Genomic DNA, 26,582 nt, shown 5'->3' with positions numbered 1-26,582 from the left:
TCATGAAGAATGGATTGCGCTTGTCACCTCTTGTTCTGGCTCTGATGGCAGCATGCGCCCAAGTGGCCGCCGCAGATCGAGTCTCGATAGTCACCTATAACGCGAATGGCCAGATCGAGACTCTGGATGGTCCGAGAACGGATGTCGCGGATGTGACTAAATACACGTACGACGGACAAGGGCGGCTAGCAACGGTTACCGACGCCTTGGGGCATATGACAACGTACGGCGGCTACGATATGTACGGGCATGCGGGCCGAATCGTTGACCCGAACGGTGTGGTCACGACGATGACGTATACGTCCGAGGGATGGCTTGCAACGACCACGCGCGATGCAAATGGTGGTGCGGCGACGACCTCATTTTCCTACGATGCTGTCGGCAACGTTACCCAAAGCCAGGACGCCGATGGCGTTGTGGCCAAATACACTTACGATGGCGCGAATAGGGTCACTGACATCACCGATGGCGCGGGTAATCATATTCACTACACCCTGGACGCGGCGGGAAATAAGACCAAAGAGGAGACTATTGATGCCTTGGGTACGGTGAAGCGAACCGTATCGCGCACTTACAATAGTCTCGGCCAGTTGCTAACGGTTGTCGATGCACTAAACCGGACGATTCTTGCCTTCGACACGGCAGACGGCTATGACGCAGAGGGTCATCCGACGCATAGCGCCGATGCGGCTGACGTGCAGCGCAAGCAAGGCTACGATGCCTTGAATCGCTTGGTCAGTACGATAGACAACTACAACGGCACCGATATAGCGACACGGAACACACAGTCAGTCTCGTCCTACGATGCCAGTGACAATCTTGAAGGTGTTAGCGATCCAGATGGTCTGAACACCGTATACGATCACGATGGCTTGGGTAATCTGACCGGGTTGCATAGTCCGGACACCGGTTCCACGAGCTACACGTACGACGCGGCAGGCAACCGGATCCAACAAACCGATGCCAGGGGCGTCGTCAACACGTTTTCCTACGATGCCCTCAATCGAGCGGCCTCGGTGAGCTACGCCGACGCGGCGCTCAATGTCACCTATGCCTACGACGAAGCTAATGCCTCCACGGGATGCGCCAACTCGTATCCCATTGGTCGCTTGACCCGGATCGTCGAGGCGGCGGTCACTACCGTGTTCTGCTATGACGCCCGAGGCAATATCACGCAAAAGCGTCAGATTCAGGGCGCGATGACCGACATTACGAGCTATAGCTACACCCTGGCTGGGCGCCTTGGTGGCATGACCAGTCCGGGCTTGACCATCACTCAGTACAGCCGCGACGGGCTCGGCAGGGTCAGTGGGGTCTCGGTGACGCCGTCGGGCGGTGCGGGACAAGCGGTGGTCAGTGCGATCAGCTATCTGCCATTTGGCCCCATTGCCGGTTATATGTTGGGCAACGGTCAGGCCATTACGCGTAGTTACGACGCAAACTACCAATTGACCGATCTCACCAGTCCTGCGTTTAGCCTGCACTTCGCACGCGATGCCATGGGCAACATCATTTCATTGGGCGCGACGGCTGGCGCCACTCTGGCGACCGAAAGCTACACCTACGACCCGCTGTATCGGCTCAGTGCAGTGAACGACTCGGCGGGCGCAGCCATTGAGGCTTATACCTATAGCAAGACAGGCGACCGTCTGAGCAAATCGGGGGGCGGCCTCGCTACCGGCAGCTATGGCTATCAGAGCAGCACGCACTGGCTAACCACCATCGGCAATGCTGCGCGTACCTACGATCCGAATGGCAATACCACCGGTAGTGCGGTTGGTGGCGAAACCTTTGGCTTCGGCTACAACGGCCGGAACCGTTTGACCGTAGTACAGCGCAACGGCGTCACGGTGGGAACCTATACCTATAACGTCTTGGGTCAGCGCATTGCCAAGACGGCCACGTTGCCGCAGACCATCAATGAACGCTTTGCGTACGATCAAAATAGTCAGCTAATCGGCGAATATGGTACGAACAATCGCGACTATATTTGGTTGGATGATCTGCCCGTTGCCGTAGTGGACACGACTGGCACAGTCAGCACAATGAACTATGTAGTTGCGGATGGGCTGGGAACGCCCCGAGTTGTCACTGATGCCAGTGGTGTGACGCAATGGCAGTGGCCTTATCAGGGCAATCCGTTTGGGGAGCAGCGGCCCGTATCGAGCAGCGGCTACACTTTTAATCTTCGTTTTCCGGGGCAGTACTACGACATCGAGTCAGGGCAGAGCTACAACCTCAATCGCAACTATGAGGCATCGACAGGGCGTTATCATCAGAGTGATCCCGTAGGGATGCTGGCCGGCCCCAGTACCTACGGCTACGTTTCCGGAAATCCGTTCCGAAAAATCGATCCCCTGGCGCTTGATGATACCTATTGTAGGATCGACGCTTCGTGGTGCGGATGGGGTAAGGGCGCATCAGCTGTTGCGAATGGGTCTATAGGTCTCAATGAAACTGCCGTCGGCGCACTTCTGGGCGAGCAGAGCGAATTTGGTATCGCTGTCGATTCGACACCCAATATGTGTTTTTACACCAAACTCTGTGCAATGGCGGCTACTGGAGTAGGAGTTGCCGCCAACGTTTCCGTTGCTGGAGGCCTAGGTACCGGTGCCCTTAGCTCCGGGCCCCAGATGACTGCTTTGATCACTGCTGATGTCGGGAGTGGTCTTACTGCTGGGGCCGGAGTTGAGATCGATGGGGCGACTGGTCAGGTTTCGGCTAGTAGAGGTATCTTTGGCATAGGGGGCGGGACTTATTTAGGTGCTTTTGTTTGCCATACTCAATTCCTCTGCGCGCGCGAGCCAGAGCCCAAAACGGAAAAGAGTTGCCGATGACGCCGGAATATAAGTTCGATCTGAAAGAAATATTGAGCCAGCCGCGCTTCAAGGGCTTCCGGTTTGGAGTCCTTGGGGTTCTTCTCGCTTTTATCGCATTTGGCGTTTTCCTCGTGGGATTTCCTGGCCTTGGTGTGATTACTTTCGTCGCGGCTTTCGCTTTGACCGTGGTCGGTTTTGTATTGCACTTGAATTGGATGAGGCAACGCCGCCCTCCACATTGACGTCATTAATACAGTTAACCTCACCGGACGGGCTGATAAGCTTCTCGGTCATTGTATTTTCTGTGCTTTTTTAAGTGCTTTCGCGTGCAAGACGATAGCGCCGCGATGTCAACCCGTTCTCAGTAGCGCTTCGCTTCGGAGTCTGGCAGTAATCGTAATCGTTTCAGCAGCCAGTCGTCGGAAATAGGCCGATGGCGTTAGTCCGCGAAGCGCTCGCTTGGGGCGCTCACCGTTGTATTCGCGTCGCGTCGCCACGCCTCGATGACAGCCCGAGCGTGAGCAAGGCTGATGAAACATGCTCATAGGGCACTCATCGCGTAGGCGGCCATTGAAGGACTCGACAGTAGGCGTTCTAGTTGAATTTTCCTGGCTCGATCAGCCGTAGCGTGACGCCACGTGCTTTTGCCTAGGTCAGCACTGCTTTGTCGCAGAACTCATTTCCGTTATCCGTGCGACGGTTCCAATGGCAATATCGTATCAACGTGCCAGGTTGCATCGGATGTGGCGTTCATTCGGGGCGTGCCAATAGTACCGATCGCGCGGGTCGATCTGGGGTCAATTTTGCGACCAATGGATGTATTCGAACCACCGATGGAGCAACCGCATTAATGGGCGATCTTGAACATCGGGGTGACCCGATTACTACGCTTACTGTGGAGCACTAAGATGAAAGTAGGGCTTGTACTTGCTTGTATGGTTCTGATCGCTCCTATGGCTCAAGCGGCAAAAAAGTGTGACAAGGCAATGGCTATTGCGGCGGAACAGCAAGCCTCGTCGTTGCCTTCGTTGTCGAGTCTCCGTGCTGCGTATCGGCATTTTTCAGGATGCGATGATGGTGCTATTGCTGAAGGTTACAGTGAGAGTGTCGGGCGGGTGATTGCGAAAGACCCTAGTGCTATGGCGTCTCTTCGCGCACTTAAGAAGACAGATCCTCTTTTCATTGCGTTCGTCATTCGCCATATCGACGACACCGTTCCCGCGGATCGCTTGGCAGTAATTGCTAATATTGCGAAGCAGTGCGAAGCAGGTGATCGAGAGCTATGTGATCGGGCATATCACGCTGCCACAGACTAAGTACGGCCAGCCACCTCAGGTACGTGTTCCGGCTTAATGACTTGAAGCTATCGCTAAAGATGATTCGATCTTCATTGGGGGGGATTTCTGTCCCAGCCTGCAAGCAGGTTGGTATAGAAGTGGAATCGATCAAGAAGGACTGAGACACGAAAAATCGGGGCGGGAATGGTTGAGTCCACTTGTTACCATCGTCTCGATTTTCGGCTCCACAGATAGATATGTTATGTAGTCGAACCTATGAACCGGATCACCCGCACGGAAGACGCCCTGACGTTTGTACGAGAGCACGGCGTCGTGCTCGTCTCGGCGAAGGGCGGCGCGCCTCGTCTTACCGAGGCCATCGTGGGGGAGTCGATCCGAGGTAGCTGGTGGGCGCATCCCGAAGGTCGCCGTATCTTCGCCATCCTCAGTGCTATCGCCGAGTCCGATCAGGTATTGGTCTGCCGGTTGGTCGATGGCAAGTTGACGATGGTGCACCGGCGCTTATGGCCGTCGCTCGTTCGCGCGGCGGAACACTTCGTGCCCGATCGGATCACTCAGGTTCATCAGGAACACACCGCCTCGGGGAAGCACGTGAATCGCGAGATTCCCTTTCCGCAATGGGTGCCGGAAAGCGTTACGGACGAAGCCGGGCGCATGGCGGAGCAGGAGGCTGTCGCGCCATTCATCGAGTGGGTAAAGCCGTCGCCGGGAAGGTAAAAGGCAGGGATAGCCGGAAGCGGGGCGGAGAGGGCGTTGCCTGTTTCACCCCCGTTCCGCTTTCAATGTCGGTCTGCGACAGGCCCATGTTGCGCCATCAGCTCAACGACCCACTCGATGCGGATGCGTCACCCAGGCCCGGCTGCCAGCGCGATCAGAAGTAACCCCACTCCGACGACGACAGCCCCGATGGCCCGCGCGACATGCTTACCTGCGGGTGCCGGCGCAAGGCGCTCGACAGTGATGGCAGCCGTCAGGACGGCCATGGCGCGCAGGTCCATGACTCCGATGACGAGGAGGATTGCCGTCAGGCCGGCGCAGCAGTAGCTGCAGTGAAGGCCGAGGCGCAGACCGTATCGCCAGGCCGTGCCGGTATCCGCGGGTACCGGCGACCGCGCCCCAGGGGTTTCACGACAGCAAGCGAGGTGATGCGCCTTCCATGTGGTGAACTGAAACGCGCCGGCGATCAGGACCACTACGCCGACCGCGATCGGAACGGCGCGCGCGAGCGCCGGCATCTGCATCTCGAGCGCCGCCAGCGCGACGCCCAGCACGAATGCGGCCATGCCGAACGCAGTCCACACGGAGAAATACCCCACGCCAACCAGCACGGTCAGCCGGCCCGGATGCGTCACGCCTGTGTTGCGGACGGCCTGTCGATAGCGCCACAACCCTGGCGCCAGGGATGGCAGCATCATCGCTGCCATCATTGCGATCCACATGCCGAGGAACGATGTCGCGACGCCCGGCCACGTCTGTCCGCACATCCGCATCCATGCCATCGACATCGACCAGCCGCCGGGCATCGGCATCTCGCCTGCCGTCGACATGGATGCGCACCAGACGATCGTTATCGCTGCGCTTGCGGCGAAAAGCAGTACCGAGGCGCCAAAGAATGCTTGCCGCGAAACTCGTTCGGAAGCCATGGCTTCTGCTCAGGCCTTGTCGTACTCGTCGTGGCGGCGCCACCAGATGCCTGTTTCGTTACGCCCTTTGGGCGCGCGATCAAGCCACTGATACATGCCCCAGAAGCCGTCCACGCCCCGCGCATAGGTGGAATACGTGTGGTAAATGACGCCGTCCTCAAGAACGAAGGCGCTTAAGCCCGGCCTGTCGCGCGCGTATGTGGGCGCGTCGGTTCCGCAGCTGGCCGCCAACCGGACGACCGGCTCCGGAGCGGTTTTCGCGTCCATGGCATGGCCGCCGCGCTGGTAGTTGTATTCGACGGTGCCCTCGCGATCTTGCTCCTCGGTAAACGAGATATTGAAGTCGAAGTTGAAGTCGCTGCCGAGCGAGGACGCCCACGGAAACGTCCATCCCATCCGCTGCTTGTACGCCTGCAACTTCGCGAGTGGCGCCCGCGATACCGCCGACACCATGACGTCGTGGTTCGCCAGGTGAACGGCGACACCGTTCAGGCCGTCCGCGATCGACGAGCAGGACGGGCATCCCGCCGTGTAATCGGGTCCGAACATGAAGTGATAGACGAGGAGTTGCGAGCATCCTCTGAAGAGTTCCGCCAGCGAAACGCTTCCTTCGTAAGTCTCGAATCGATAGTCCTTGTCGATCCGAACCCACGGCAGTTCCTGCCGCCGTCGCGTCATCTCGTCGCCGTGCCGCGTATGTTCTTTCTCGGCACGGAGCAGATCGATACGCGCTGCCAGCCATTCTTCGCGAGTTCCGGTCATGTGTGTCGTCATCGTCTTTTCTCCAGACCTTTGGGTTGGTGGTCGTGAGATAGACTGGAACCGGGGACCCGAACGGTGGGAGTGACAAGTGTGGCGGGATTCAGATGGACTCGCTGATCACGGCCGCGGCACGCGCGCTAGCCGCGGGTGATCCCTTCGGCGCACTGAATCGCATCGCGTTGCGCGACGACGCGCCTGCGCTGGCGCTTCGGGGCATCGCGATGGCCCAGCTCGGCGATCTTGTTCGGGCGAAGGCACTCATGCGCAGTGCGGCGCGCGCCTTCGGTTCCAAAGAAGCCGTAGCCCGTGCGAGATGTGTCGTCGCCGAGGCCGAGATCGCGCTTGTTTCGCGCGACCTGGGCTGGCCTGCGAAGGCGCTCGATGCGGCACGGGCGACGCTCGAGGCGCATGGCGACCATGTGAACGCCGCGCATGCGCGTTATCTCGAAGTCCGGCGCTTGCTTCTTATCGGGCACCTCGACGAGGCGGAGCGCAAGCTCGCCGAGTGCGATCCCGCGCATCTCCCGCCCGCGTCGCGGGCCGCCCGGGAACTGCTCGTCGCGGGGATTGCGATGCGCCGCCTCCGGACGAAGGCGGCACGCACGGCGCTTGCCCGGGCCGCACGCGAAGCACGTGAGGCGGGCATCCCCGCGTTGTCCTCAGAGATCGAAAGTGCGTCCCTCGTCCTGAACACACCGTCTGCTCGCCTGATGACTCGTGGTGAGGAGCGCCTGCTCCTGCTCGAGGAAGTTGAGGTGCTATTGGCGTCGAAGGCGCTTGTGGTGGACGCATGCCGTCATGTCGTGCGCGACGCGCGCACGGTGATTCCTCTGGCGCGACGCCCGATACTGTTCGCGCTTGCACGCGCGCTGGGCGAAGCGTGGCCTGGGGACGTGTCGAGGGACGCGCTCGTCGCACGGGTGTTCCGGGCAAAGCACGCCGACGAATCGCATCGCGCGCGGTTGCGCGTCGAAGTCGGGCGGCTTCGCGCGATGCTGGGCGCGCTGGCCGACGTGAGCGCGACCAAGCGTGGGTTCGCACTGGTGCCGCATCGTGCACGCGAGGTCGTCGTTCTGCTGCGTCCGGTCGAAGAGAAACATGCGGCGGTGCTCGCCTTCCTGGCCGATGGCGAGTCGTGGTCGAGCTCGGCCCTGGCGCTTGCGCTTGGAACCAGCCAGCGTACCGTGCAGCGGACACTCGACTTGCTTGCGGTCGAAGGTAAAGTGCAGTCGTTCGGTCACGGGCGGGCGCGTCGGTGGATGACCCCGCCGGTGCCGGGATTCGCGACGACCTTGTTACTCCCAGCGCCGCTATCGGGGTACTAGGATGGAAGCATGAAAAAATCAGCAGCCAAAATCCTCCGTGAATATGGACCTTTTCCGGGTGTCGACAGCGTGGGCGGGGTCACCTATGACGGCCGGCAAGTCTGGTTCGCCGCCGGAGATACGTTGAATTCCTTTGATCCGGTGAGCGGCAAGACGCTGCGCTCGATCGATGTCGCCGCGCATGCGGGTACGGCCTTCGACGGCCAGCATATTTTTCAGATCGCCGAAGATCGCATCCAGAAGATCGACCCGGATACCGGCCAGGTACTCGCCACGATCCCCGCACCCGGTGGCGGCGGCGACTCGGGACTGGCATGGGCCGAAGGGTCGCTCTGGGTAGGGGAATATCGGGAGCGGAAGATCCATCAGGTCGATCCCGAGACAGGGACGATTCTTCGTTCCATCGATTCCAGCCGCTTCGTCACCGGGGTCACCTGGGTCGACGGAGAGCTCTGGCACGGCACGTGGGAAGGCGACGAAAGCGATCTGAGGCGAATCGACCCTTTAACGGGCGAGGTTCTGGAGACACTCGACATGCCGCCTGGCACAGGCGTATCGGGGCTTGAGTCCGATGGCGCAGATCGGTTCTTCTGCGGAGGCGGGGGCAGCGGGAAGGTGAGAAGCGTTCGTCGACCTGGGTGAGGCGCCGCGGCGGCACCCTCACCACCCCTCACCGTCGTCCCCGCGCAGGCAGGGACCCAGTGCGGTGCATTAGGTTGTCGCGATCACGCACGATCAGCTCTTCGCGGTGACATACATCGGAACGCATGGCACAGAGCCTGCCGCTACCCTCGTCACGCCCACGTCGCGCAATGACTGCCTCGTCCTTTCGGATTCACGCGCGCTCCTACCGGTCGCGACGAAGGCAGCGGCAGGCTCTTCCGGATGGTGGGGTTTGTTGTAGCGAAGAGCCGCGGCTTTTGCGCTCTCAATAAATCGCACGCGTTTTTCGGAATAATCGGATGGATGCGTGGGTGACGGGTTGCGATGCTTGCCGGGCCGTCGACTCTTTCGATGGCCGGGTGTGGAAACCCGATCTCGTTTAACCCACGCAGGCGACTTCGGTCCCTGCGTTCATTTCCGTGCGTTTACGGCGGGCGTGTCGGGCAGGCTTCGGTCTGGCCGGGATTGGGTTACAGCCGGTTTTCCACCCCGACACGTCCGCCACCCGCGCAATGCGGGTGGCGGCTCATCGGTCACATGGAGCCGTGTATGTCCTCTCCCCTCATTTCATCCTGCCCCGTTTGCCACAGCGACCTCGCGCTTTCCGTCGACGAATTGCATGATGCCGCGCAGATGCGACTTACCGCATCGACGTCGATTCTGAGCCTGCTCGCGCTTTCGACGCACACCGATTTCGATGCGACGTCGATGTCGCAGGCGCTATCGTCGGTGCGACGTTTGGTCGATGAAGCGGCGGAATTTGTCGTGGCGATCTGGCGCGAGAAAAGTCATGTCGCCGACACCTCGTCCCAAGCTGCCTAAAGAGCCGAAGACGTCCACTCCCCCTCAACGTCGTCCCTGCGCAGGCAGGGACCCAGTGCGGTGCATGGAGCTATCGCGACCACGTCGGTTCAGCACTTCCTGCAACCTCGAGGACATCGCGCTCAAGCGCGCTTCTACACAAGACCTGTGTGCGAACCGCTGCTGCGTCCTCACCAATAAAGACGTGGAGAGCGAGAAGTTTTTACAACAGGGTCTCGACCCCGATAGTTGGGGGCAGGTGTGCGTTCGGGTTCTGGGTGTTGGCCTTGCATCGGTCCAGCCAACGCTTAGCGACCTCATCGGGTGTCCACTCCGGATGCTCATAAATCTCCCGGACAAGCCGGTTATGCACGCGGGTCTGGATGGCGGACAGGTCGACGCTGCTACCTGGTGGCGGCAAGACGGCCTTTTGAAACTGAGTATCCATGGGACGGCCCTGATCGCGCCGACGAGTCACGCCGGCATAGGTGTCAGGCCCGGCGTAACACGTCGGAAGGTGTACGCGCATGTCGGGTATCGCGGCCTGCACGCTGATGGCTGGCCACATCAGGGCGCAAACCAGAAGCCAGCGGATCCGCATTCTGAAAGGGCAATCCATGTGCGCGTTCCCCATTGTCAGAAGCCGGGACGGAGGTGGTTAAGCCCAATTATTACCTCCGTCCCGTTTTTCGAAAGCCCTGCCCGCGGGAGGCGAGGTTCGGGTCAGCGCCTGGCGCTGTTCGCGCGTGTCGCGCGCACAGCGTCGGTAGGAATCCATGGCAGCGTTGTCCTGCCGTCATGTCTCAAGCGTCGCGACCGGTCATTCCCTCAATGACCGTTCGCTACGAAGTTCCGGACATCCGGGACAGAAGCTCCGGCCGAGTCGACAGCGTCCCGCAATTCGCGTTCGCTGATGCCAAGCGCTTTGGTCCAGTACGCGACTTCGTAGGGCTCGGCCAGGTTCACCCGTCCGATCCCATGGTGCGCCTCAGTACCCAACCGCTCGAGCGGCTGAAAATCCTCACCTGAGAACGGTTCGAATCCTTTTGGCCACACCGACGTAAGGCGACAGAGCAGCCGATAATGAGTGGGGGCCGAGGAATTCACTTTCTCGACGACCACACGCAAGCATTCAGGGCCGCAAGAGTCGATGAGAGACGAGAACGCCTGCGTGAAGTACGCAGGAAGATATCCGACGAACGCCACAGGGTCGTCGGTTCTCAGAATGAGAGCCGCCTCGTCAAAAGAGTTCTGAACGTCACGGCAGAGATAGAGCTTCTCGCCAGGCTTGAGCGCGGCAACGCGATCTCCACCGCCAGCGGCGGCGTGCCTGATCCCGCGGCTGAAGAAGAAAAGCTCGCACAGCCCCTCGGCATCCGCCTCGGGACAAGGGATAAGCTCGATTCCATCGGTCGCTCTCCGTCCGTTCGTCCTCCCGAGCTCTTCAAGGTCTGACCCCGACTCCGGCGTTAGACCCAGCCAATCGAGATATTCCGCATACTCGGGCCGGCTCTTCGGCAGGCGCCGATTCGCAAAAAGCGGGAAGAGCGTTGGTGAGACGTACCGTACGTGTAGATCCTTCATCCGGCCGAACGTCTGGAAGCCGGAAACCTTCTCGGCGCCCTTGGTGTACTCGAAAATATACTCGCCGGCGTCCTTGGTCAGCCTGCCAACTGGCGTCCAAGCTCGCGTTTGCTCGTTTTGGATGGCCACGAAGATCGCCTTCATGCTTCACACTCCAGCAGCCGTAGTCTATTGATTTCAAGCATCTTTCCTGCGAACTCTCGACCTGGCTCGCTGATGAGGCCGCCATCGACCCGGTCAAGCACGGATCTGAACGTGTCGTTGTCGATCTTCCTCACCATATCGATCCAGCCCGCTGCCGCTTTAGGTGACAACCGAGCTGCTGCTTCAAATGCCTCAAGTGTCGTCATCCGGCGGCCGTCGATAGAACCCTCATAGAAGCGGGATCGGGCCTTACTAACATACGCTTCCATGCCGGCATTTGCCTCTTTCGAGGCTAGGCGCCGAACCCTCACCTCGTCCCGCTCGTTCCGCCCTAAGCTTGATGCATGGTCGAACGTAGGAAGTAGGTGAACGCCCCGCTCGATTCGGGCGACGCCCCAGTTCTCATCGTGGCGGTCCTGGTTCCCGGTTAACGCGTCAAGTAATAGGTAGCCTACGAACACGTCGGCTGCGCGCGGCAAGTCAAATGGCGCTTCAAAGCCATTCGGAAGCTGGATGACGGGATGTGCCAAGAGCGCCATGACTCGGCTTACCCGATGCACATGGATAGTTTCGCGTCTTGCCGTCTCAAGGTCCGAGACAACTCGCCCGATTAATTCGTTGCCTGGGATCAAACGGCCACCCGGGGGGATGAACGACGGCGTGATGACACCGCGCGCTTCCCCGCACGTCGCCAGCTGGTACTTGGCGTGCGGCAACATCAACAGCCGGGCTAGCTCAGCGCACACGACCTCCGCCCAATCCTCACCGGTCGCAGGACGGGCTTCCTTGAACATCACTCGCTGCCCCTGCTCCTCGAACCAGAATTTGCTCTTCGAACCGAGCTGCTCAAGGTTCGTCCGCTCGATATCTTCTGGCAGGGCGCGTACGGGGAACATATCGATCGGCGGCATGGTCAATCCATGATCAAGACGGACTGATTTTTACACATTAATTTACACGTTGGCCAAGAAAAAGGCCGCGTATCATTGCACGGCCTTGCAAAACCTAGCGCCCGAAGTTGGGCTCGAACCAATGACCCCCTGATTAACAGTCAAGTGTCTTTCCGATAGGCTGCGCCTGAGCCCCTGGGCGGGAGCGATATGATTTTGGGAAAGTGGGGAAGAACCTCTCCGTTCGGCATGCTCCGATTCGCGTATGACTACCGCGTCGCGGCGGAAGTGGTTCGTGCGTCGCCGCTGCTGGCGCCCGCGTCGATGCCTTCCTACTCCCTCATGGGGCAGGCGATCGAGCTGGCGCTGAAATCGTTCCTGCGAGCCAGAGGAATCGAAATGCCATACGTTCGATCGAAGGTTGGACACGACCTATCCCGAGCCCTTCAAGAGGCACGGGCACTAAGCCTTCACAGGCTTATTCAGCTGCACGATTTTCAGATGCATGCGATCGACCTTCTGTCTGATCCCTATAGAGGCCATCGCTTCCGTTATATCGTCAACGGGTCGTTGACCTTGCCAAACTGGGACTTCTTAAATCTCTCGGCGCACCTGTTGATTGACGGGTTGCATGACTTCGCAATTCGATCGACGTTCGGGCGTGACGAAGGGCGAAAGATGCTCAGCAGACGCTCGCGATACTTCAACGCACCGAAGCAAAAAACGCCGTGAGTTTTTAGCAAGTGAGGAAGTTTTTAGCGCCGCAGCTCTCGCGAGGGTCTGGAAGCGTTGGTAAACGGTAGCTCGAGCCGGAATCGAACCGCCGACACGGGGATTTTCAACCCCCGGCTCACCCGTACGCCTTCGCCCAGTCGCGATTCGGGGCCGCAAAGATGTCACCGAGCGATTCCCATAGTTGGTACCGCTGTCGCAACTATGGGAATCCGTCCAACAAATTGGCCCCTATCCCAGTTTGCACCATTACCCGGAAATCCCTACATTGGTGCAATGCATGCACCCGATCCGAACGACCTGACGACCTTGATGGGCACGGGACTGGCTGTGCTCGATGCGGGGTTGCGGGTTGTCTGGCTGAATCCCGCGCTGGGCGAAATGCTGGATGTGGGGCCACGTACGGCGGTGGGGCAGGACGTGGGGTTGCTGATGCGCGAGCCCTCGCTGCCGGGGCAACTGGCGCGGGCGCTGGGTGAGCGGCGTGCGTTCAATCTGCGCAATGTGACGTTCGGGATCGCGCGGGGTCGCGAAGTGACCGCCGATCTGGCGGTGCAGCCGCTCGACGGTTCGCAACTATTGCTGGAACTGCATCCACTGGCGGCCGGGCTCGATGCCGCGGCTACGCCGTTGTCGGCGACGCTGCGCGGTTTCGCGCACGAGGTGAAAAATCCGCTCGCGGGTTTGCGCGGTGCGGCGCAGTTGCTGGAACGTCGCGTGGCGGAGGCGGACCTGAAGCAGTTGGCTGCGATGGTGATCGCCGAGGCGGATCGTCTTGCGGCACTGGCCGATGGCCTGCTGCGACATGGCGGCGCGGCGCGCATCGCGCCGGTGAATGTGCACGAATTGCTCGAACGTCTGGACGCGCTGATAGAAGCGCAGCCGGACGCGCCGCGTCTGAAACACGATTTCGATCCGAGCCTACCCGATTCGACGGGCGATGCGGATCGCTTGTTGCAGGTGCTGTTGAACCTGGCGCGCAATGCGACGGAGGCCGGTGCGGCCTGCATTACGTTGCGCACGCGCGTGGAGCACGGGGCGAGACTTGGCGAGCGCACGGTGCGTAGCGCGTTGCGCGTCGATATCGTTGACGACGGTCCTGGCGTACCCGATGCGATACGCGATTCGTTGTTCCAGCCGCTGGTTTCCGGCCGTCCGGACGGCACGGGTCTCGGTCTTGCGCTATCGCGCGAAATAGCGCGCGAACACGGTGGCGAGTTGCGTTACAGCAGTCGACCGGGCGAAACCGTTTTCTCGTTGTTCCTGCCCATGGAGCGTCACCATGACTGAGATATGGATCGCGGACGACGATCGTGGGGTACGTTTCGTGCTGGCCGAGGCGTTGCGCGATGCGGGGCATGGCGTACGCGAATTCGGATCGGGCGACGCAGTGCGCGCGGCGCTGTCCGAAGGGCGGCCGGGATTGCTGCTGACGGATGTGCGCATGCCGGGCGAGGATGGATTGCGTCTGCTTGAAGACCTGACGTCGCGCGGTATCGGTCCGGTGATCGTCATGAGTGCATATACCGATGTGGCCACGACCGCGGCGGCGTATCGCGCTGGCGCGGCCGATTACATCGCCAAGCCATTCGATCTGGATCAGGCAGTGGAAGCCGTCGAACGCGCGTTGGCGACGCTTGCGGATGTCGAGATCCCGGCCGTTGCCGCGACGGATGGGCATGCGTTGCTTGGCGAGAGTCCGGCGATGCGCGAAGTGTTTCGCCTGATCGGTCGCGTGGCGGCAAGCGATCTGAATGTGTTGATCACGGGCGAAACCGGAACCGGCAAGGAGTTGGTGGCGCGTGCGCTGCACGACGAAAGTGCGCGGCGCGGACATCCCTACGTGGCGCTCAACACGGCGGCTATTCCTTCCGAATTGCTGGAAAGCGAATTGTTCGGCCATGAGGCGGGCGCATTCACGGGCGCGACGCGCCGTCATGCCGGTCGTTTCGAACAGGCCGATGGCGGCACGCTGTTCCTCGATGAAATCGGCGACATGCCTATTGCCTTGCAGACGCGCCTGTTGCGCGTACTGGCGGGTGGCGAGTTTTATCGCGTGGGTGGCCGGGAGTTGATGCGCGGCAATGTGCGCATTATCGCGGCGACGCACCAGGACCTGGATGCGCGCGTGGCTAGTGGGCATTTCCGCGCGGATCTGAAACACCGGCTCGATGTCGTGCGTATTGCGTTGCCATCGCTGCGTCAACGCCGCGCCGATATTCCGCTGCTGGCGCGACATTTTCTCGCTGCCGCCGCGAACGAACTGAAGTTGCCGCCGAAGCGGTTTTCCCGCGGTGCGATGAAGCTGATCGAGCAGCGCGATTATCCGGGCAATGTTCGCGAGCTTGAAAACCTGTGCAGACGGTTGGCGGTGATTGCGCCCGGTCCCGAAATTCTCGCGACCGATCTCGGCGACGTGGCGGCGCGCGACACGCGTGATGCCGACTGGACCGACGCGCTCCGCCGGTGGGTCGAGGATGCCCTGGCCCAGGGCGAGACGGAGGTGCACGCGCGGGCTCGCGATGCGCTGGATCGCACGCTTCTTCAAGCGGCGCTTATCGCCAATGACGGACATCGCCAGCACGCCGCGGCGGCGCTTGGGGTCGGTCGCAATACGCTTACCCGCAAACTCGGTGCGTCGCGCAAGCGGCGTCCTTCGACGGAATAACATCATGCCGCTGAATACCCTCTACGTTCGTCGCGCCGAATCGGCCGATGCCGCCCATATCGCTGCGTGGAATGCCGCGATGGCGTGGGAGACCGAGGCGAAGCGCCTCGACGACGACGTATTGGCGAAAGGCGTCGCGGCGATCTTCGACGAACCGCGTCGCGGGTTCTATCTGGTCGCCGAGATGGACGGCGTGCCGGTGGGCTGTCTGATGGTAACGTACGAATGGAGCGACTGGCGCAACGGCGATTTCTGGTGGATACAGAGCGTGTATGTCGTGCCGGCGGCGCGTCGTTCGGGCGTGTTCCGCGAGATGTACGTCCATGTGAAAGCCATGGCCGAGGGGGCCGGTGCCGTGGGAATCAGGCTTTACGTCGAGACGGAGAACGAGCGGGCGCAGGCGACGTACGTGGGCCTGGGCATGGAGCGTTGCCACTACTACATGTACGAGGCGATGCTGGACTGACGGGATGGCGGGGTGTTCAGACCGTCAGGTCGCCCGTGTTTATCGCCGCGATGCGCGCCTCGAACTCTTTCGCCGATACCGCTTTGCCGAACAGGAAGCCCTGCATCTGCGGGCAACCCGCGGCGCCGAGGAAGGTCGCCTGTTCCATGGTTTCGACGCCTTCGGCCAGCACGTTTTTGTTGAGGCTGTGCGCCATGGCGATGATGGCGCTGGTGATTGCCGCGCTGTCGGCGTCCCAGGCAATGTCCCGAACGAAGGCGCGATCGATTTTCAGCGTGTCGATCGGGAAGTGCTTCAGATACGAAAGGCTGCAATAACCCGTGCCGAAGTCGTCCAGGCTGAGGACGACGCCGAGTTCCTTGATGCGGCGTAACAGGCTGGCGATGTGGTCGCCACCCTCCATCACCATGCGTTCGGTAAGTTCGAGTTCCAGCAGCGTGGGATGCAACTGGCTTTCGGCCAGTGCGTCGCGCAGCGTTTCGAAGAAGCGCGTTTGCTGGAACTGCAATGGCGACACGTTGACCGATACGGAAAGCGGTCGATACATCGTGTGCCATTCCTGCGTCTGCCGGCAGGCTTCGCGCAGGGCCCATTCGCCGATGGGAATGATGAGGCCGCAGTCTTCCGCTACCGGTATGAACTGTTCGGGCGTGTACACGTCCTCGCCATCGACTTGCCAGCGCAGCAGCGCTTCGGCGCCGATGATGATGCCGAGCCTTGTGTCCACCTTGGGCTGGTAGTGCAGGCTCAGTTCGTTGCGTGCCAGCGCCTTGCGGAGTTCGACTTCGATGCGCACGCGTGCGGCGTTGCGTTCGTTCATGGCCGCGTTGAAGAAGCGGAAGCCGTTACGGCCCTGCATCTTCGCTTCGTACATCGCGGTGTCGGCATTTCGCATCAGCGCGTCGGCGTCGCGGGCGTCGTCCGGAAAAACGCTGATGCCGATACTGAAACTGATAGCCAGCTCGGAGCCTTCGACGGCGACGGCCTGGCTGCAGACTTCGAGTACCTTTTCCGCGACGGACGCGGCATCGCGCTGCGATTCGATATGCGGCAGAAGGACGACGAATTCGTCGCCGCCAAGGCGGCTTACCGTATCGTCGCTGCGCACGCTCATGCGTATGCGGCGCGCGACTTCCTGAAGCATGGCATCGCCGGCGGCATGGCCGAGCGTGTCGTTGATCTGTTTGAAATGATCGATGTCGACGAAGAGTACGGCGGTGCGTTGCGTGCGACGCATGGCAACGGTGACCGCGAGTTCGATGCGCGACTGCAACAGAGCGCGATTGGGCAGGCCGGTCAGCGTGTCGTGATGTGCCAGGTGCGCCATCTTCAGCGCGAGGGCGCGCGTCTCGCTGACGTCGTGAAACACGACCACGCCACCCACCACGTTGCCGGCGTGGTCGTGGATCGGTGCCGCGGAATCCTCGATCGGACTGTCGAAGCCATTGCGGTGAACGAGGATGGCATCGGTGGTCAGTCCGACGATCGCGTTCTTGGTGACGGCGGAGATCAACGGGTTAGGAATGGGCTGACGCGTCAAGGGATCGCGCAGATGGAACACTTCGTCCATCGGACGCCCGACGGCTTCGTGACTGGACCAGCCGGTCATGGCCTCGGCAATGGGGTTGAGCGACGTCACGATCATGTTCGGGTCGGTGGTGATCACCGCGTCGCCGATCGATTTCAGCGTGACCTCGGCCAGCTCGCGCTCGCGGAACAGTGCGTCCTCGAATGCTTTGCGCTCGGTGATGTCCTGCAACTGCGAAACGAAGTACAGCGGCTGATTGGTTTCGTCGCGTACCAGCGAAACGCTGAGCAGCGCATGGACCACGTGTCCGTCGCGATGCAGGTAGCGCTTTTCCATGTGGTACGACATAAGTTCGCCGTCCAGCAGCCTGTCCACCAGCGCGAGGTCGGCGGCGAGATCGTCCGGATGCGTGATGTCCTGGAAGGTCGAGGACAGCAGGTCGTCTTCGCTATAGCCGAGCATCGAGCATATGGCGTCGTTGACCTGGAGCCAGCGCCCATCCGGATACACCAGCGCCATGCCGATGGCGGCGTAGCGGAAGGCCTGCGAGAACCTTCGCTGGCTTTCGAGCAGCCGGTTTTCCAGCTCGCGCCGTTCGGAGATGTCGATGACGGCAATGATGACGCCGCGGATCGCGCCGTCTTCGGCGACGTCCGGATTGAACGTGGCCTGCGCATAGCGCGTGTTGTCGCCTTCGCCGATTTCGTGGTCCGACACGACGGTGCGGCCGGACAGCGCGGCGCGCAGATTGGGTTCGATGCCGGCATAGAGCGTGGGGGAGAGGACATCGGCCAGATGAGAGCCGAGTGCAAAACTCCAGTCGACACCCATCCATTCCAGATAGCGTTCGTTGGCGTAGCGGTAACGAAGACTGGCGTCCACGTAGGCGACGAGCGCGGGCGCGCGCGCCAGTACATAGGCCGGCCACCCTTCGATGGGCTCGCGCTGGAGGTTTACGGGATCGTGCATGGAAACGCCGTTGTGACGATGACGCACTCTAATCCGTGGGGCGGCGGCCGTATATCGCTAAGGTCGCGAATTCCGTCACCGAATGGACAACATTCAGTGCAGGGCGGGCGCCGGTGCCGTCAGGGTTGCCTGATCGTCGAGCAGGACACGGCCGAGCGCATGTATGTCGAGGTCGCAGCCATACCGTTCGGCCAGGGCGTCGAGCATGGGGCCCAGTGCATCCGGTGCCAGGGGATAACCGTGGGCCAGCACGCGGGCGCGGCCGGGTACTGGCTGCGCGACCGTGATCGCGGCGATGCCAAGACCCGTCGCTTCGTGGGCGTAGAACTGGGGCGTGGGAAGGCTGGCATCGGGCTCGGCCAGTGCTTCGACCAGATAGCCGGCGGTGCTGGCGGGGGCTCCCTCCAGATGAAGCGGTACGTGGTGTGCGGCTAGCAGCGCCGCGTACTGGCGCAGTTCGAAGATGGTGCCCGCGAACTCGTGCGCCGGATTGTCGCGACGGCTGCCCGACGCAGCGAACCAGGCGGCAGGACCGGGAATGCCGACGCGGCCGTCGGCGTAATGCAGGGGAAGACCGCGCGAGCCGAGCGCGGTTTCCTCGCGATACGGCGTGAGCAGGGCGGCTTCCAGCACCGTCCATAGCGGCGCCAGGTTTACGTGTTCGTATTGCACGCAGGTCAGCGCGAGCAGGTCGTCGCGGCTGAGATAGCGCGCGTGCTCCAGGCGGATGCCAAGGGTTCGCATGATGAAGTCGGCCGTGGCAGCGCTCGCTTCGCCCCGGCCCACCAGCTCCACTTCCATCCGCTCGGTCAGCGACTCGGCCAGATCGGCCGGGGCCAGCAGCATCCACGGCATCAGGCGCATGGGGCCGTCGGCGTAAACCATGTCCGGTACCAGCGGCTGGGCGGGCATGTGGCCTTCATGAGTGCCGAACGAGACGATGCCGCCAGCGGTGGTGACGCGCGGAACGCGGCGGGCGAGCTCTTCCAGCGTCGCGAACACCGGAAAGCCGGGGCGCAGCAGTTCCACGCCGTCGAAGAGGGCGCCAGCCAGCGCAAAGCGCGAGTCTTCGACGCCTGGCAGCAGGGCACGGAGGTCGTCGGCGATCAGGGCGGCCAGGGTCTGGGCCTCGTCGCGCGTGAGTTCCAGCCGCGAAGGCCGTTCGCCCTCGGCCAGTTCCAGCGCCAGAACGGCGGGGCAGGCAATAAGGGACTCGTTCACGACGCGGTTTCCGAACGGCAAAGGAGGGTAAGTCTAGCATCGGCCCAGACGTGCGCTGGATCTCATGACGCCTGAATAAAGTGCTGCCGTGCGTCGCGCAGGGCTTTCGTCGTGGGGTGATGCGGGTTAGCCTTGCCGATACGCGTTCGTCGGCGATCGTCGGCGTCCGGGCTCCTTTTGGCCGGTAACGGCCCCCTATCGGTTTCGGATTGTCCTTGAGCATGGAAAAGACGCAAAAGCGCGTGGGTGTAGTGGGTGGCGTCCGCATCCCTTTCTGTCGCAACAATACGGCTTACGCCGACGTAGGTAACTTCGGCATGTCGGTCAAGGTGCTTGGCGCCCTGGTCGAGAAGTTCGGGCTGCATGGCGTGGAACTCGGCGAAGTGGCCATGGGCGCGGTCATCAAACATTCCTCGGAATGGAACCTGGCGCGCGAAGCCCTGCTTTCGTCCGGCCTGGCCCCCACAACGCCCGGCATCACCACGGCACGCGCCTGCGGTACCTCGCTCGATAACGCGATCATCGTCGCGAACAAGATCGCGACGGGCCAGATCGACGCCGGCATCGCGGGCGGCTCGGACACGACCAGCGACGTACCCATCGTGTATGGCCAGCGGCTGCGTAAGCGCTTGCTGGCGATGAACCGCGCGAAGACGTTCAAGGAAAAGTTCACCGCCGCCACGCGCGGGTTCTCGTTCAAGGAACTGAAGCCGTCGTTCCCCGGCGTGGCCGAACCGCGCACCGGCAAGTCGATGGGCGATCACTGCGAGATGATGGCGAAGGAATGGCACATCGGCCGTCAGGCGCAGGACCAGCTCGCGATGGAAAGCCATCAGAAGCTGGGCGCGGCGTACGAGTCCGGTTTTTTCGACGACCTGGTCGTTCCGTTTCGCGGTCTGAAGCGCGACGGATTCCTGCGTCCCGACTCCACGCTCGAAAAACTCGGCTCGCTGAAGCCCGCGTTCGATAAGACATCGGGCCAGGGCACGCTGACCGCTGGTAATTCCACCGGTCTTTCCGACGGCGCGGCGGCGGTGCTGCTCGCCAGCGACGAGTGGGCGGCGGCTCGCGGACTCGGCATCCAGGCCTACCTCACTTACGCGCAGGTTGCCGCGGTCGACTTCGTGCACGGCGAGGGCCTGTTGATGGCACCTACCGTCGCTGTGCCCCGCATGTTGAAGCAGGCGGGCCTGACGTTGCAGGATTTCGACTTCTACGAGATCCACGAAGCCTTTGCCGCGCAGGTGCTGTGCACGCTGCGTGCATGGGAGTCGGAAGATTATTGCCGCAACCGCCTCGGCCTCGACGCCCCGTTGGGCAGCATCGATCCGGCGAAGCTCAATGTGCTTGGGTCCAGTCTCGCCACGGGTCATCCGTTCGCGGCGACCGGCGCGCGCATCGTGGCGACGCTGGCGAAGATGCTGGAACAGAAGGGCTCCGGCCGCGGTCTGATTTCTATCTGCACGGCTGGCGGCATGGGCGTCACGGCGATTCTCGAACGCCCCTGATTTTCTTCGCTTCGCTAAACCGGCGCCCCATGCGTGTTCGTGTGGGGCGTCTTCGTTATAGAGGGTTTCATGTTTTCCATGCGCAGCACGACGGCCTTGAGCTTGCTGGGGCTGGTAGTCGGCATCGCCGGCACGACCTGGCTCACGGCGCTTACCTACGATCGCGAGCCGCTCGCGGCCCGGCATGCCGCTGCCGCTACGTCGCCGCGGCACGCGGCCGACGATCCGTCACGTTCTGCCGCCAGGGCTTCATCGATGGCCGTCCCCGTGGTTGCCGCTGGATCGAAAGTGGCCGATGTACCCGCGCTGGTGCCGGTGTACATGCCTTCGCCGCGTTATCCGATGTCGGCGTTACGTGCGCAGCGCGAAGGTCAGGTCGTGCTGAGTGTCACGGTGACGCCCAGTGGCGATGTCACCCATGTCGCGGTGGGAAGGTCCAGCGGCGACATCGAGCTGGATCGTGCGGCGGAACAGGCTGTCCGTACCTGGCGTTTCGCGCAGGTCGAGTCGCGACCCGCCTCGTATACGGCGGAACTGCCGATCAGGTTCGAACTGACGCGCGGGTTGTAACGTACCCATGCCTGCATTGGTGCGGGCCCTGCATGCGGGCTCCTACAGGTCGGCCGCGCGTTACAGGATGCCGGCCGCCGATGCGCCGAAGGCCGTGATCATGCGGGTGTAGATGAGTTTCAGCGATACGTCGACTTCCGGGAAGTCGCCGACGGGCTCGTAGCATTCGAAGAACCGCGGATCGGTCCAGCGCATGGGAATGCAGCCGGGTTTCAGGTCGTAGCTGGTCGCATAGCGGAAGGGCCACAGGTCGAAGAACGGCAGGTGTTCGGACACGTCTCCGATCGCCTCGTTGACCTCCGAGAGCACGCCGAGCGTTTTCTCCCGCGGACCGATGACCCAGGCGTTGCCGGGTAGCGTGTCCTGCATGATCGACTGGCGCAGGCGATCGGCGAAGCGCTTGTCGTAGACGATCACGCCCGATTCGGTGTTGTAGTGGTCCGAACGCGGATCGAAGTTGTGCGACCCGACCATCGCGAAGGTGTCGTCGATGACGATCGACTTGGCGTGCAGTCCGAAGCGGACGCCCTCGGTGATCAGCGGCGCGGGTCGATTGCGCGCGCCCTTGTGAGAGTGGCTGCCCAAGGCGAAAGGACCGGTGGCTTCGCTGGGCGCGCCTGCGCGCTCGCCGCGGCGGCCCCGGCTGCCGCTACCGCTGCCACCTCCGGCGGTCGCTGTGTAAGGCGGGAGCGTGCCGGCTTCGGGACGCCTGTCGAGCCCATCGCCATCGGTATTGCCCGGACGCGGCTTCATTTCGTAGATCTCGAAGCCGTAGTCGATGAGGTAGCGTTTGCGGTGTTTGTACGACACGGCATACACCGCGAACGCGTCCGTCGATGCCAGCGAGTTGGTGGACACGATGACCCGGGGTGGCTGCTCGCGCTTGTGAATTTCCTTGAAGATCCGACGGGCGGGTTTGCTCATGACCAGGTAGGGCGTCTGCAGCACGATTTCGCTTTTCGCGTTGCGCATCAGTCCCATCAGGTGCCGCGTGAGTGCGCGGACTTCACGGCGCTTCGGGTTGTCGGTCTTGCCCGGAAGATCGGACTGGTATTCGACCTTGTTCATTCGCAGCGTTTCGCGGCCGATATGTTGATCGAGCCAGTCGGGATCGTCCGCTTCCCACAGCAGTTGCTCGACACGATCGGGTTTCTCGTATGCCGGTTCGGTCCATCGCTGCTTTCCCTCGTCGTCCGCGACGATGGCTTGGTTCACGTCGCGCAGATGGGTAAGGGGAGCGGAACGCTTGTGTTCCCAGAAGAGGTCGAAGCTGGCCGCCATGGTTTTCGCGACGGGGCCGCCGATCATCACGTCGCGGTCCACGTAATCGAAGGTGTTGTCCCAGTCGAAGTAGCGATCCTCATAGTTGCGGCCACCGGCGATGCCGACGAGATCGTCCACGAGGAACAGCTTGTTGTGCATGCGCTGGTTGAACTTGTAGAAGCAGCACAGGATGCCGGCGGCGAATTCCAGCGGCGGCGTCTTCGCGCTCTGGAAGGTCGGGTTGTACAGGCGGATCTGGAGGTTCTCGTTCGCACGCGCGAGCTTCGCAAGCAATTCCGGATCGCGGAAAGAGAACAACTGGTCGGCCAGGATGCGGACCTGCACACCGCGCCGGGCGGCCTTGATCAGCTCATTCAGTACCAGATTGCCCGCATCGTCCTGCTCCCAGATGTAGGTCTGGACGTCGATGGTCCTGCGCGCTGCGTGGATAAGGTTGATCCGGGCAGCCATCGCCGCCTCGCCGTCGTCGAGCAGCGTGGCCACGTGTACGGGCTTATCCGCGGTGGATGCCGAATTTGCTTCCTCGGCGGCGGCGATAAGCGGCGACGAGGTCGCGCAATGATCGGCGCCGGCGCAGGTCGATTCCCTGTCGATGGTCTGGGCCACGATGACGTCCGCCCGGTGGATATGGGCGTGTGACAGGGAACACCCCTGCACGAGTGCGGTGGCGGTCAGGATGAGGAAAAGCGCGAGGCGACGCATATCCGGACATGATAGGGGAGAGGATGCCGCGACAGGTGGAGTCAGTACGCCTCGGGCATCGCCAGTACGATGATCAGGCCGAGGTTCACGCGGTCGGACAACGCGCCACGACGACCGAGCATGTCGAAATCCGTGCGGTCGATGGTGCCTTGCACCTGTACTACGCAGCCATCCATCGATTCCGTGGGGCATGGGCTGGGAAGCAGGCGGAAGTCGACGTCGCGGGTGATGCCGCGGATCGTGAGCCGGCCTTGCAATGTGCCGCCATGGGTCAACGATTCCAACGGCGTGGGCGTCGATACGAACTGGATCTGCGGATAGTGCACCGAGTCGAAGAATTCGGGGGCGAGCACCCAGCGACGCAGCCGGGCCGACTCCATGCGGATGCTGTCCGCGTCGATGACGGCGTCGACCACGGCGGTCTGATTGATCCGGTCGATGGCGATATCGCCGCGGATATTGTCGAAAACGCCCGATACCGTGCTCACCCAAAGGAGTCGCACACCGAATTCGGCGTGCGACTTCACGGGATCGATACGAAGATCGGCGGCGCCGGCCGGCGCCGTCGTGAACAGAAAGATAGCCGCCGGGACGATGTGGCGGAGGGCCCGTTTCAAGGTGATCAGGAAGCTTTCGACTCTTTGAAACTAGGCGACCAAAAGGCTTCCAGCTTCGCGATGCCGGGCTCGATGGAGCCCTTCTTCTGGAGCGTCAGTCGAGCCACGCCGCCAGGGGGCATGCCGCGATAGTCGTCCGAGCGGCCGTCTACCAGCAGGGCGACGAGCTGTTCGATGCCGGGGTTATGGCCGACCAAAACGACGCGTCCGACACCGTGGTGCTTGTCGAGCACGGCCATCAGGTCGCCGGGGGTGGCATCGTAGATTTCTTCGACGAATTGGGGCTTGCCGTGGGTGAGGGCGAGCATGGCGGTTTCTTTGGTTCGCACCGCGGGCGAACAGAGGATCCGGTCATATTCGATGTGGTGTTCGGCGAACCACTTCGCCGTATCGCGGGCTTCGCGCTTGCCGTGTTCCGTCAGGGTTCGCGAACGGTCGTCTTTCGCCTTCTCGGGAGGCTCGGCCTCGGCGTGACGCAACAGGATGAGTTCGTGCATGGTTGTTGCCTCCTACGTGCCACGCGAGCGTGGCGGGATCGTGTCGCGCGTCGCCAGCCTAGGGTTCAACCGTTACGTTTTATCCAGCGCAACAGTTTCGTCCAGTCGTCCTGGTGTCCGCGTACGTTTTCCGAGTTGTAGTCGAAGATGCCCTTACCGAGCGCCGTGAGCAAGACGTACGCCTGGGAGTCGCGAAGTTCCGCAACCACCGGAAAGGGCGCGCGCTCGGCGAGTTCGGCGATGGCGCTCTGGCTGGCGTTGGTCCAGGGCTTGAGGCGGTTGCCTACCAGGCCGACCGGCAACTTGCCGCGTTTGATGCGCGGGATGTTCCGGAGCATGTGCAGGAAATCGAGGGTGGCGTCGAGGTCGAAGCTGGACGGGAGTACCGGCACGAGGAGGACGTCGGCTTTCTCGATGTATGGCTCGAGGTCGCGCTCGGTGACGCCCGCCGGGGTATCGACGATGACCCGTTCGGTTTGTTCCGGTACGCGATCGAGGGCCTTGCGGCTACCTTCGATGGCGGCGACGGCCGGGACGTTGTCCGGTCGTCTTCCGGCCCAGCGCAGGCTGGAGTGTTGCCGGTCGGCGTCGATGACGGCGGTGCGTTTGCCCGCCTGGGTCCAGTAAGCCGCCAGCTGGGTTACCACCGTGGACTTACCGCATCCGCCCTTGCTGCTTGCCACAAGCGTCGTGAGCATACGTCGTCACCTGCCCGAAGGATGGGACAAGGCTAACCCACGCAGGTGGCCTAACGCGAGGCGCAATCGTCATGCAGGAGCGCGCCTGGGGGCGCTCCTGCATGACGAGCGGTTATCAGCTCTCGGCTTTCGCCGGTTCCCAGCCTGCCGGCGCCTCGGCGGGAATGCCGTAGGTGCGCAGGGCCGAAAGGATGACGCTCATTTCCGTGCCGCCCGTACGGGCCAGCGCGAGCAGTTTCTGCGCCGTTACCTTGTCGCCCTGACCCTGCATGTTCAACTGGGCGAAGCGCTGCATCTGCCAGATGAGGTTCAGGCGGGCGGTCTTCGCACCCTGCTGCTGTGCGGCGTCCGGCGACAGCGTTTCGCGCAGGTGCAGCCCAAGCGAGCGGCCGAGCGGACTGCTGCCCCACTCGAGGACTTTCGCCAGCTTCAGGCAGTCGTCGACGACGCCCTGGTCGGATTTGTTGTCTTCGCAGAACCGGGCCGTGACCTGGAAGCCGGGCATCGGCTGCGCACTGCCCAGGCCGAAGACGAGGACCATCTGGACGCCCGCGGTACCGGCACCCGCCAGCGGGCTGAAGGTGGCGGGCGGCGGCGGAAGCTGGCTGACCGAATTGGCCAGGGCTTTCAGGCTATTGCCGAGATAGTCGTCGTAGGCCTTGGCGTTCGCGGCGCGGCCGAGGTCGGTGCGCACGCTGTCCTTCTTGCCCTGGTGGTCGTCGACGGCGAGCTTCAGCAGCCACACGGCGGCATTGTCCGGCGCCTGCTGTTCCAGTTTCGTCAGGGCGTCGACGTTGGGGCAGTCGCCGCTCTTGCGGCTGCAATCGGCCAACTGGGCCCAGGACACGGCGGGGCCGGCGTCCTCGTTGCGGGCGGCGCGCTCAAGCAGCGCGTGGTAGCTGAGTACTTCCGGCGCATCCGGCAGGGGGCGTGCAAGCAGGGCGGCGGCCAGCAGCGGCTCGGCATCCGTGCGCAGGGCCAGGACGCTGGCCAGATCGCGCTGGAACTGGAGCAGGGCCTTGGTCTGGTCCTTCGCCTCGGCTTTCGAGGCGGCTGGGGGCGCCTTGGGCGGGGCAGCCAGTGCGGGAAGCGATAACGTGGCCATCAGGGCCAAGGTCGTAAGGCGCCATCCGCGCATGGATCCGTCTCCGTCACAAAAGGGTAAGGATACGGCTTCTGCATGAACGGAACGT

25 protein-coding genes are annotated in these 26,582 nt (G+C 62.2%); 13 read left to right on the top strand and 12 right to left on the bottom strand.

What is annotated here, in order from left to right:
• Positions 1-2: 2 nt before the first annotated feature.
• A complete protein-coding gene (locus EC912_RS07685; protein WP_132142541.1) occupies positions 3-2,837 on the top strand; it encodes an RHS repeat-associated core domain-containing protein in 2,835 nt (944 codons plus the stop codon).
• The gene (locus EC912_RS07680; RefSeq protein ID WP_132142540.1) at positions 2,834-3,061 is read left to right on the top strand and encodes a hypothetical protein; all 228 of its coding nucleotides are present in this window, start codon (positions 2,834-2,836) and stop codon (positions 3,059-3,061) included. Before EC912_RS07685 ends, EC912_RS07680 begins: the two co-directional genes overlap by 4 nt.
• A 108-nt stretch (positions 3,062-3,169) precedes the next feature.
• Here the strand turns inward: EC912_RS07680 and EC912_RS19850 are convergent, their stop codons facing one another.
• The gene (locus tag EC912_RS19850; protein WP_428993090.1) at positions 3,170-3,358 is read right to left on the bottom strand and encodes a hypothetical protein; all 189 of its coding nucleotides are present in this window, start codon (positions 3,356-3,358) and stop codon (positions 3,170-3,172) included.
• Between the two features lie 369 nt (positions 3,359-3,727).
• On the opposite strand from EC912_RS19850, the gene EC912_RS07670 reads away from it, so the two are divergent.
• The gene (locus EC912_RS07670; RefSeq protein WP_132142538.1) at positions 3,728-4,135 is read left to right on the top strand and encodes a hypothetical protein; all 408 of its coding nucleotides are present in this window, start codon (positions 3,728-3,730) and stop codon (positions 4,133-4,135) included.
• Positions 4,136-4,372: 237 nt separating this feature from the next.
• Positions 4,373-4,834: a hypothetical protein gene (locus EC912_RS07665; protein WP_132142537.1), complete on the top strand. Its 462-nt coding sequence runs from the start codon at positions 4,373-4,375 to the stop codon at positions 4,832-4,834.
• Between the two features lie 128 nt (positions 4,835-4,962).
• On the opposite strand, the gene EC912_RS07660 is transcribed toward EC912_RS07665, so the two are convergent.
• Positions 4,963-5,664 (bottom strand): DUF2182 domain-containing protein, encoded by a 702-nt coding sequence (locus EC912_RS07660; RefSeq protein ID WP_243649187.1) that lies wholly within the window; start codon positions 5,662-5,664, stop codon positions 4,963-4,965.
• Between the two features lie 105 nt (positions 5,665-5,769).
• Entirely contained in the window at positions 5,770-6,534 is a 765-nt protein-coding gene (locus EC912_RS07655; protein WP_132142535.1) for a DUF899 domain-containing protein, read from the bottom strand.
• A gap of 92 nt (positions 6,535-6,626) precedes the next feature.
• Between EC912_RS07655 and EC912_RS07650 the strand changes: the two genes are divergently transcribed.
• The 3 genes from EC912_RS07650 (at position 6,627) to EC912_RS07640 (ending at position 9,332) form a co-directional block, all read left to right on the top strand.
• The gene (locus EC912_RS07650) at positions 6,627-7,847 is read left to right on the top strand and encodes a helix-turn-helix domain-containing protein (RefSeq protein WP_132142534.1); all 1,221 of its coding nucleotides are present in this window, start codon (positions 6,627-6,629) and stop codon (positions 7,845-7,847) included.
• 9 nt (positions 7,848-7,856) lie between these two features.
• On the top strand, positions 7,857-8,489 hold the full coding sequence (locus EC912_RS07645; RefSeq protein WP_132142533.1) for a PQQ-binding-like beta-propeller repeat protein: 633 nt from the start codon (positions 7,857-7,859) through the stop codon (positions 8,487-8,489).
• A gap of 570 nt (positions 8,490-9,059) precedes the next feature.
• Positions 9,060-9,332 (top strand): hypothetical protein, encoded by a 273-nt coding sequence (locus tag EC912_RS07640; protein WP_132142532.1) that lies wholly within the window; start codon positions 9,060-9,062, stop codon positions 9,330-9,332.
• Positions 9,333-10,139: 807 nt separating this feature from the next.
• Here EC912_RS07640 and EC912_RS07630 read toward each other — a convergent pair.
• Both EC912_RS07630 and EC912_RS07625 read right to left on the bottom strand, forming a co-directional pair.
• Complete coding sequence (locus EC912_RS07630; RefSeq protein WP_243649186.1) at positions 10,140-11,039, bottom strand: DUF3606 domain-containing protein; 900 nt, start codon at positions 11,037-11,039, stop codon at positions 10,140-10,142.
• Positions 11,036-11,950 carry a hypothetical protein gene (locus EC912_RS07625; protein WP_132142530.1) on the bottom strand — a complete coding sequence of 305 codons (915 nt, stop codon included), beginning with the start codon at positions 11,948-11,950 and terminating at the stop codon, positions 11,036-11,038. The genes EC912_RS07630 and EC912_RS07625 overlap by 4 nt, the downstream gene beginning before the upstream one ends.
• A 189-nt stretch (positions 11,951-12,139) precedes the next feature.
• On the opposite strand from EC912_RS07625, the gene EC912_RS07620 reads away from it, so the two are divergent.
• The 4 genes from EC912_RS07620 to EC912_RS07605 all read left to right on the top strand — a co-directional run bounded on the left by EC912_RS07620 (position 12,140) and on the right by EC912_RS07605 (position 15,795).
• Positions 12,140-12,661, top strand: a complete 522-nt coding sequence (locus EC912_RS07620) for a hypothetical protein (protein WP_132142529.1) — start codon at positions 12,140-12,142, stop codon at positions 12,659-12,661.
• 276 nt (positions 12,662-12,937) lie between these two features.
• The gene (locus EC912_RS07615) at positions 12,938-13,951 is read left to right on the top strand and encodes a two-component system sensor histidine kinase NtrB (protein ID WP_243649185.1); all 1,014 of its coding nucleotides are present in this window, start codon (positions 12,938-12,940) and stop codon (positions 13,949-13,951) included.
• On the top strand, positions 13,944-15,329 hold the full coding sequence (ntrC, locus tag EC912_RS07610; RefSeq protein WP_132142528.1) for a nitrogen regulation protein NR(I): 1,386 nt from the start codon (positions 13,944-13,946) through the stop codon (positions 15,327-15,329). Before EC912_RS07615 ends, ntrC begins: the two co-directional genes overlap by 8 nt.
• Positions 15,330-15,333: 4 nt before the next feature.
• Complete coding sequence (locus EC912_RS07605; protein WP_207906781.1) at positions 15,334-15,795, top strand: GNAT family N-acetyltransferase; 462 nt, start codon at positions 15,334-15,336, stop codon at positions 15,793-15,795.
• A 16-nt stretch (positions 15,796-15,811) separates the two neighbouring features.
• On the opposite strand, the gene EC912_RS19750 is transcribed toward EC912_RS07605, so the two are convergent.
• Positions 15,812-18,292: a sensor domain-containing protein gene (locus EC912_RS19750; protein WP_132142527.1), complete on the bottom strand. Its 2,481-nt coding sequence runs from the start codon at positions 18,290-18,292 to the stop codon at positions 15,812-15,814.
• Positions 18,293-18,385: 93 nt separating this feature from the next.
• Positions 18,386-19,513, bottom strand: coding sequence for a hypothetical protein (locus EC912_RS07595; RefSeq protein WP_207906780.1), 1,128 nt, complete (start codon positions 19,511-19,513; stop codon positions 18,386-18,388).
• Between the two features lie 221 nt (positions 19,514-19,734).
• Here EC912_RS07595 and EC912_RS07590 point away from each other — a divergent pair, with 221 nt between their 5' ends.
• Positions 19,735-21,021, top strand: a complete 1,287-nt coding sequence (locus tag EC912_RS07590; protein ID WP_132142525.1) for an acetyl-CoA C-acetyltransferase — start codon at positions 19,735-19,737, stop codon at positions 21,019-21,021.
• 69 nt (positions 21,022-21,090) lie between these two features.
• Complete coding sequence (locus EC912_RS07585) at positions 21,091-21,591, top strand: energy transducer TonB (protein ID WP_132142524.1); 501 nt, start codon at positions 21,091-21,093, stop codon at positions 21,589-21,591.
• Between the two features lie 60 nt (positions 21,592-21,651).
• Here the strand turns inward: EC912_RS07585 and EC912_RS07580 are convergent, their stop codons facing one another.
• The 5 genes from EC912_RS07580 to EC912_RS07560 all read right to left on the bottom strand — a co-directional run bounded on the left by EC912_RS07580 (position 21,652) and on the right by EC912_RS07560 (position 26,527).
• Positions 21,652-23,577: a phospholipase D-like domain-containing protein gene (locus EC912_RS07580; protein WP_132142523.1), complete on the bottom strand. Its 1,926-nt coding sequence runs from the start codon at positions 23,575-23,577 to the stop codon at positions 21,652-21,654.
• Between the two features lie 41 nt (positions 23,578-23,618).
• On the bottom strand, positions 23,619-24,194 hold the full coding sequence (locus EC912_RS07575) for a YceI family protein (protein WP_243649184.1): 576 nt from the start codon (positions 24,192-24,194) through the stop codon (positions 23,619-23,621).
• Positions 24,195-24,199: 5 nt separating this feature from the next.
• The gene (locus EC912_RS07570) at positions 24,200-24,691 is read right to left on the bottom strand and encodes a SixA phosphatase family protein (protein WP_132142522.1); all 492 of its coding nucleotides are present in this window, start codon (positions 24,689-24,691) and stop codon (positions 24,200-24,202) included.
• Positions 24,692-24,756: 65 nt separating this feature from the next.
• Complete coding sequence (locus EC912_RS07565) at positions 24,757-25,389, bottom strand: AAA family ATPase (RefSeq protein WP_132142521.1); 633 nt, start codon at positions 25,387-25,389, stop codon at positions 24,757-24,759.
• A 115-nt stretch (positions 25,390-25,504) separates the two neighbouring features.
• Entirely contained in the window at positions 25,505-26,527 is a 1,023-nt protein-coding gene (locus tag EC912_RS07560) for a hypothetical protein (RefSeq protein WP_132142520.1), read from the bottom strand.
• Between the last annotated feature and the right edge of the window lie 55 nt (positions 26,528-26,582).

It is taken from the genome of Luteibacter rhizovicinus (assembly GCF_004342265.1).
Taxonomy (GTDB): Bacteria; Pseudomonadota; Gammaproteobacteria; order Xanthomonadales; family Rhodanobacteraceae; genus Luteibacter; species Luteibacter rhizovicinus_B.
The sequence above is the reverse complement of the archived record's forward strand: the minus strand, read 5'-3'. Positions and strand labels throughout refer to the sequence as shown.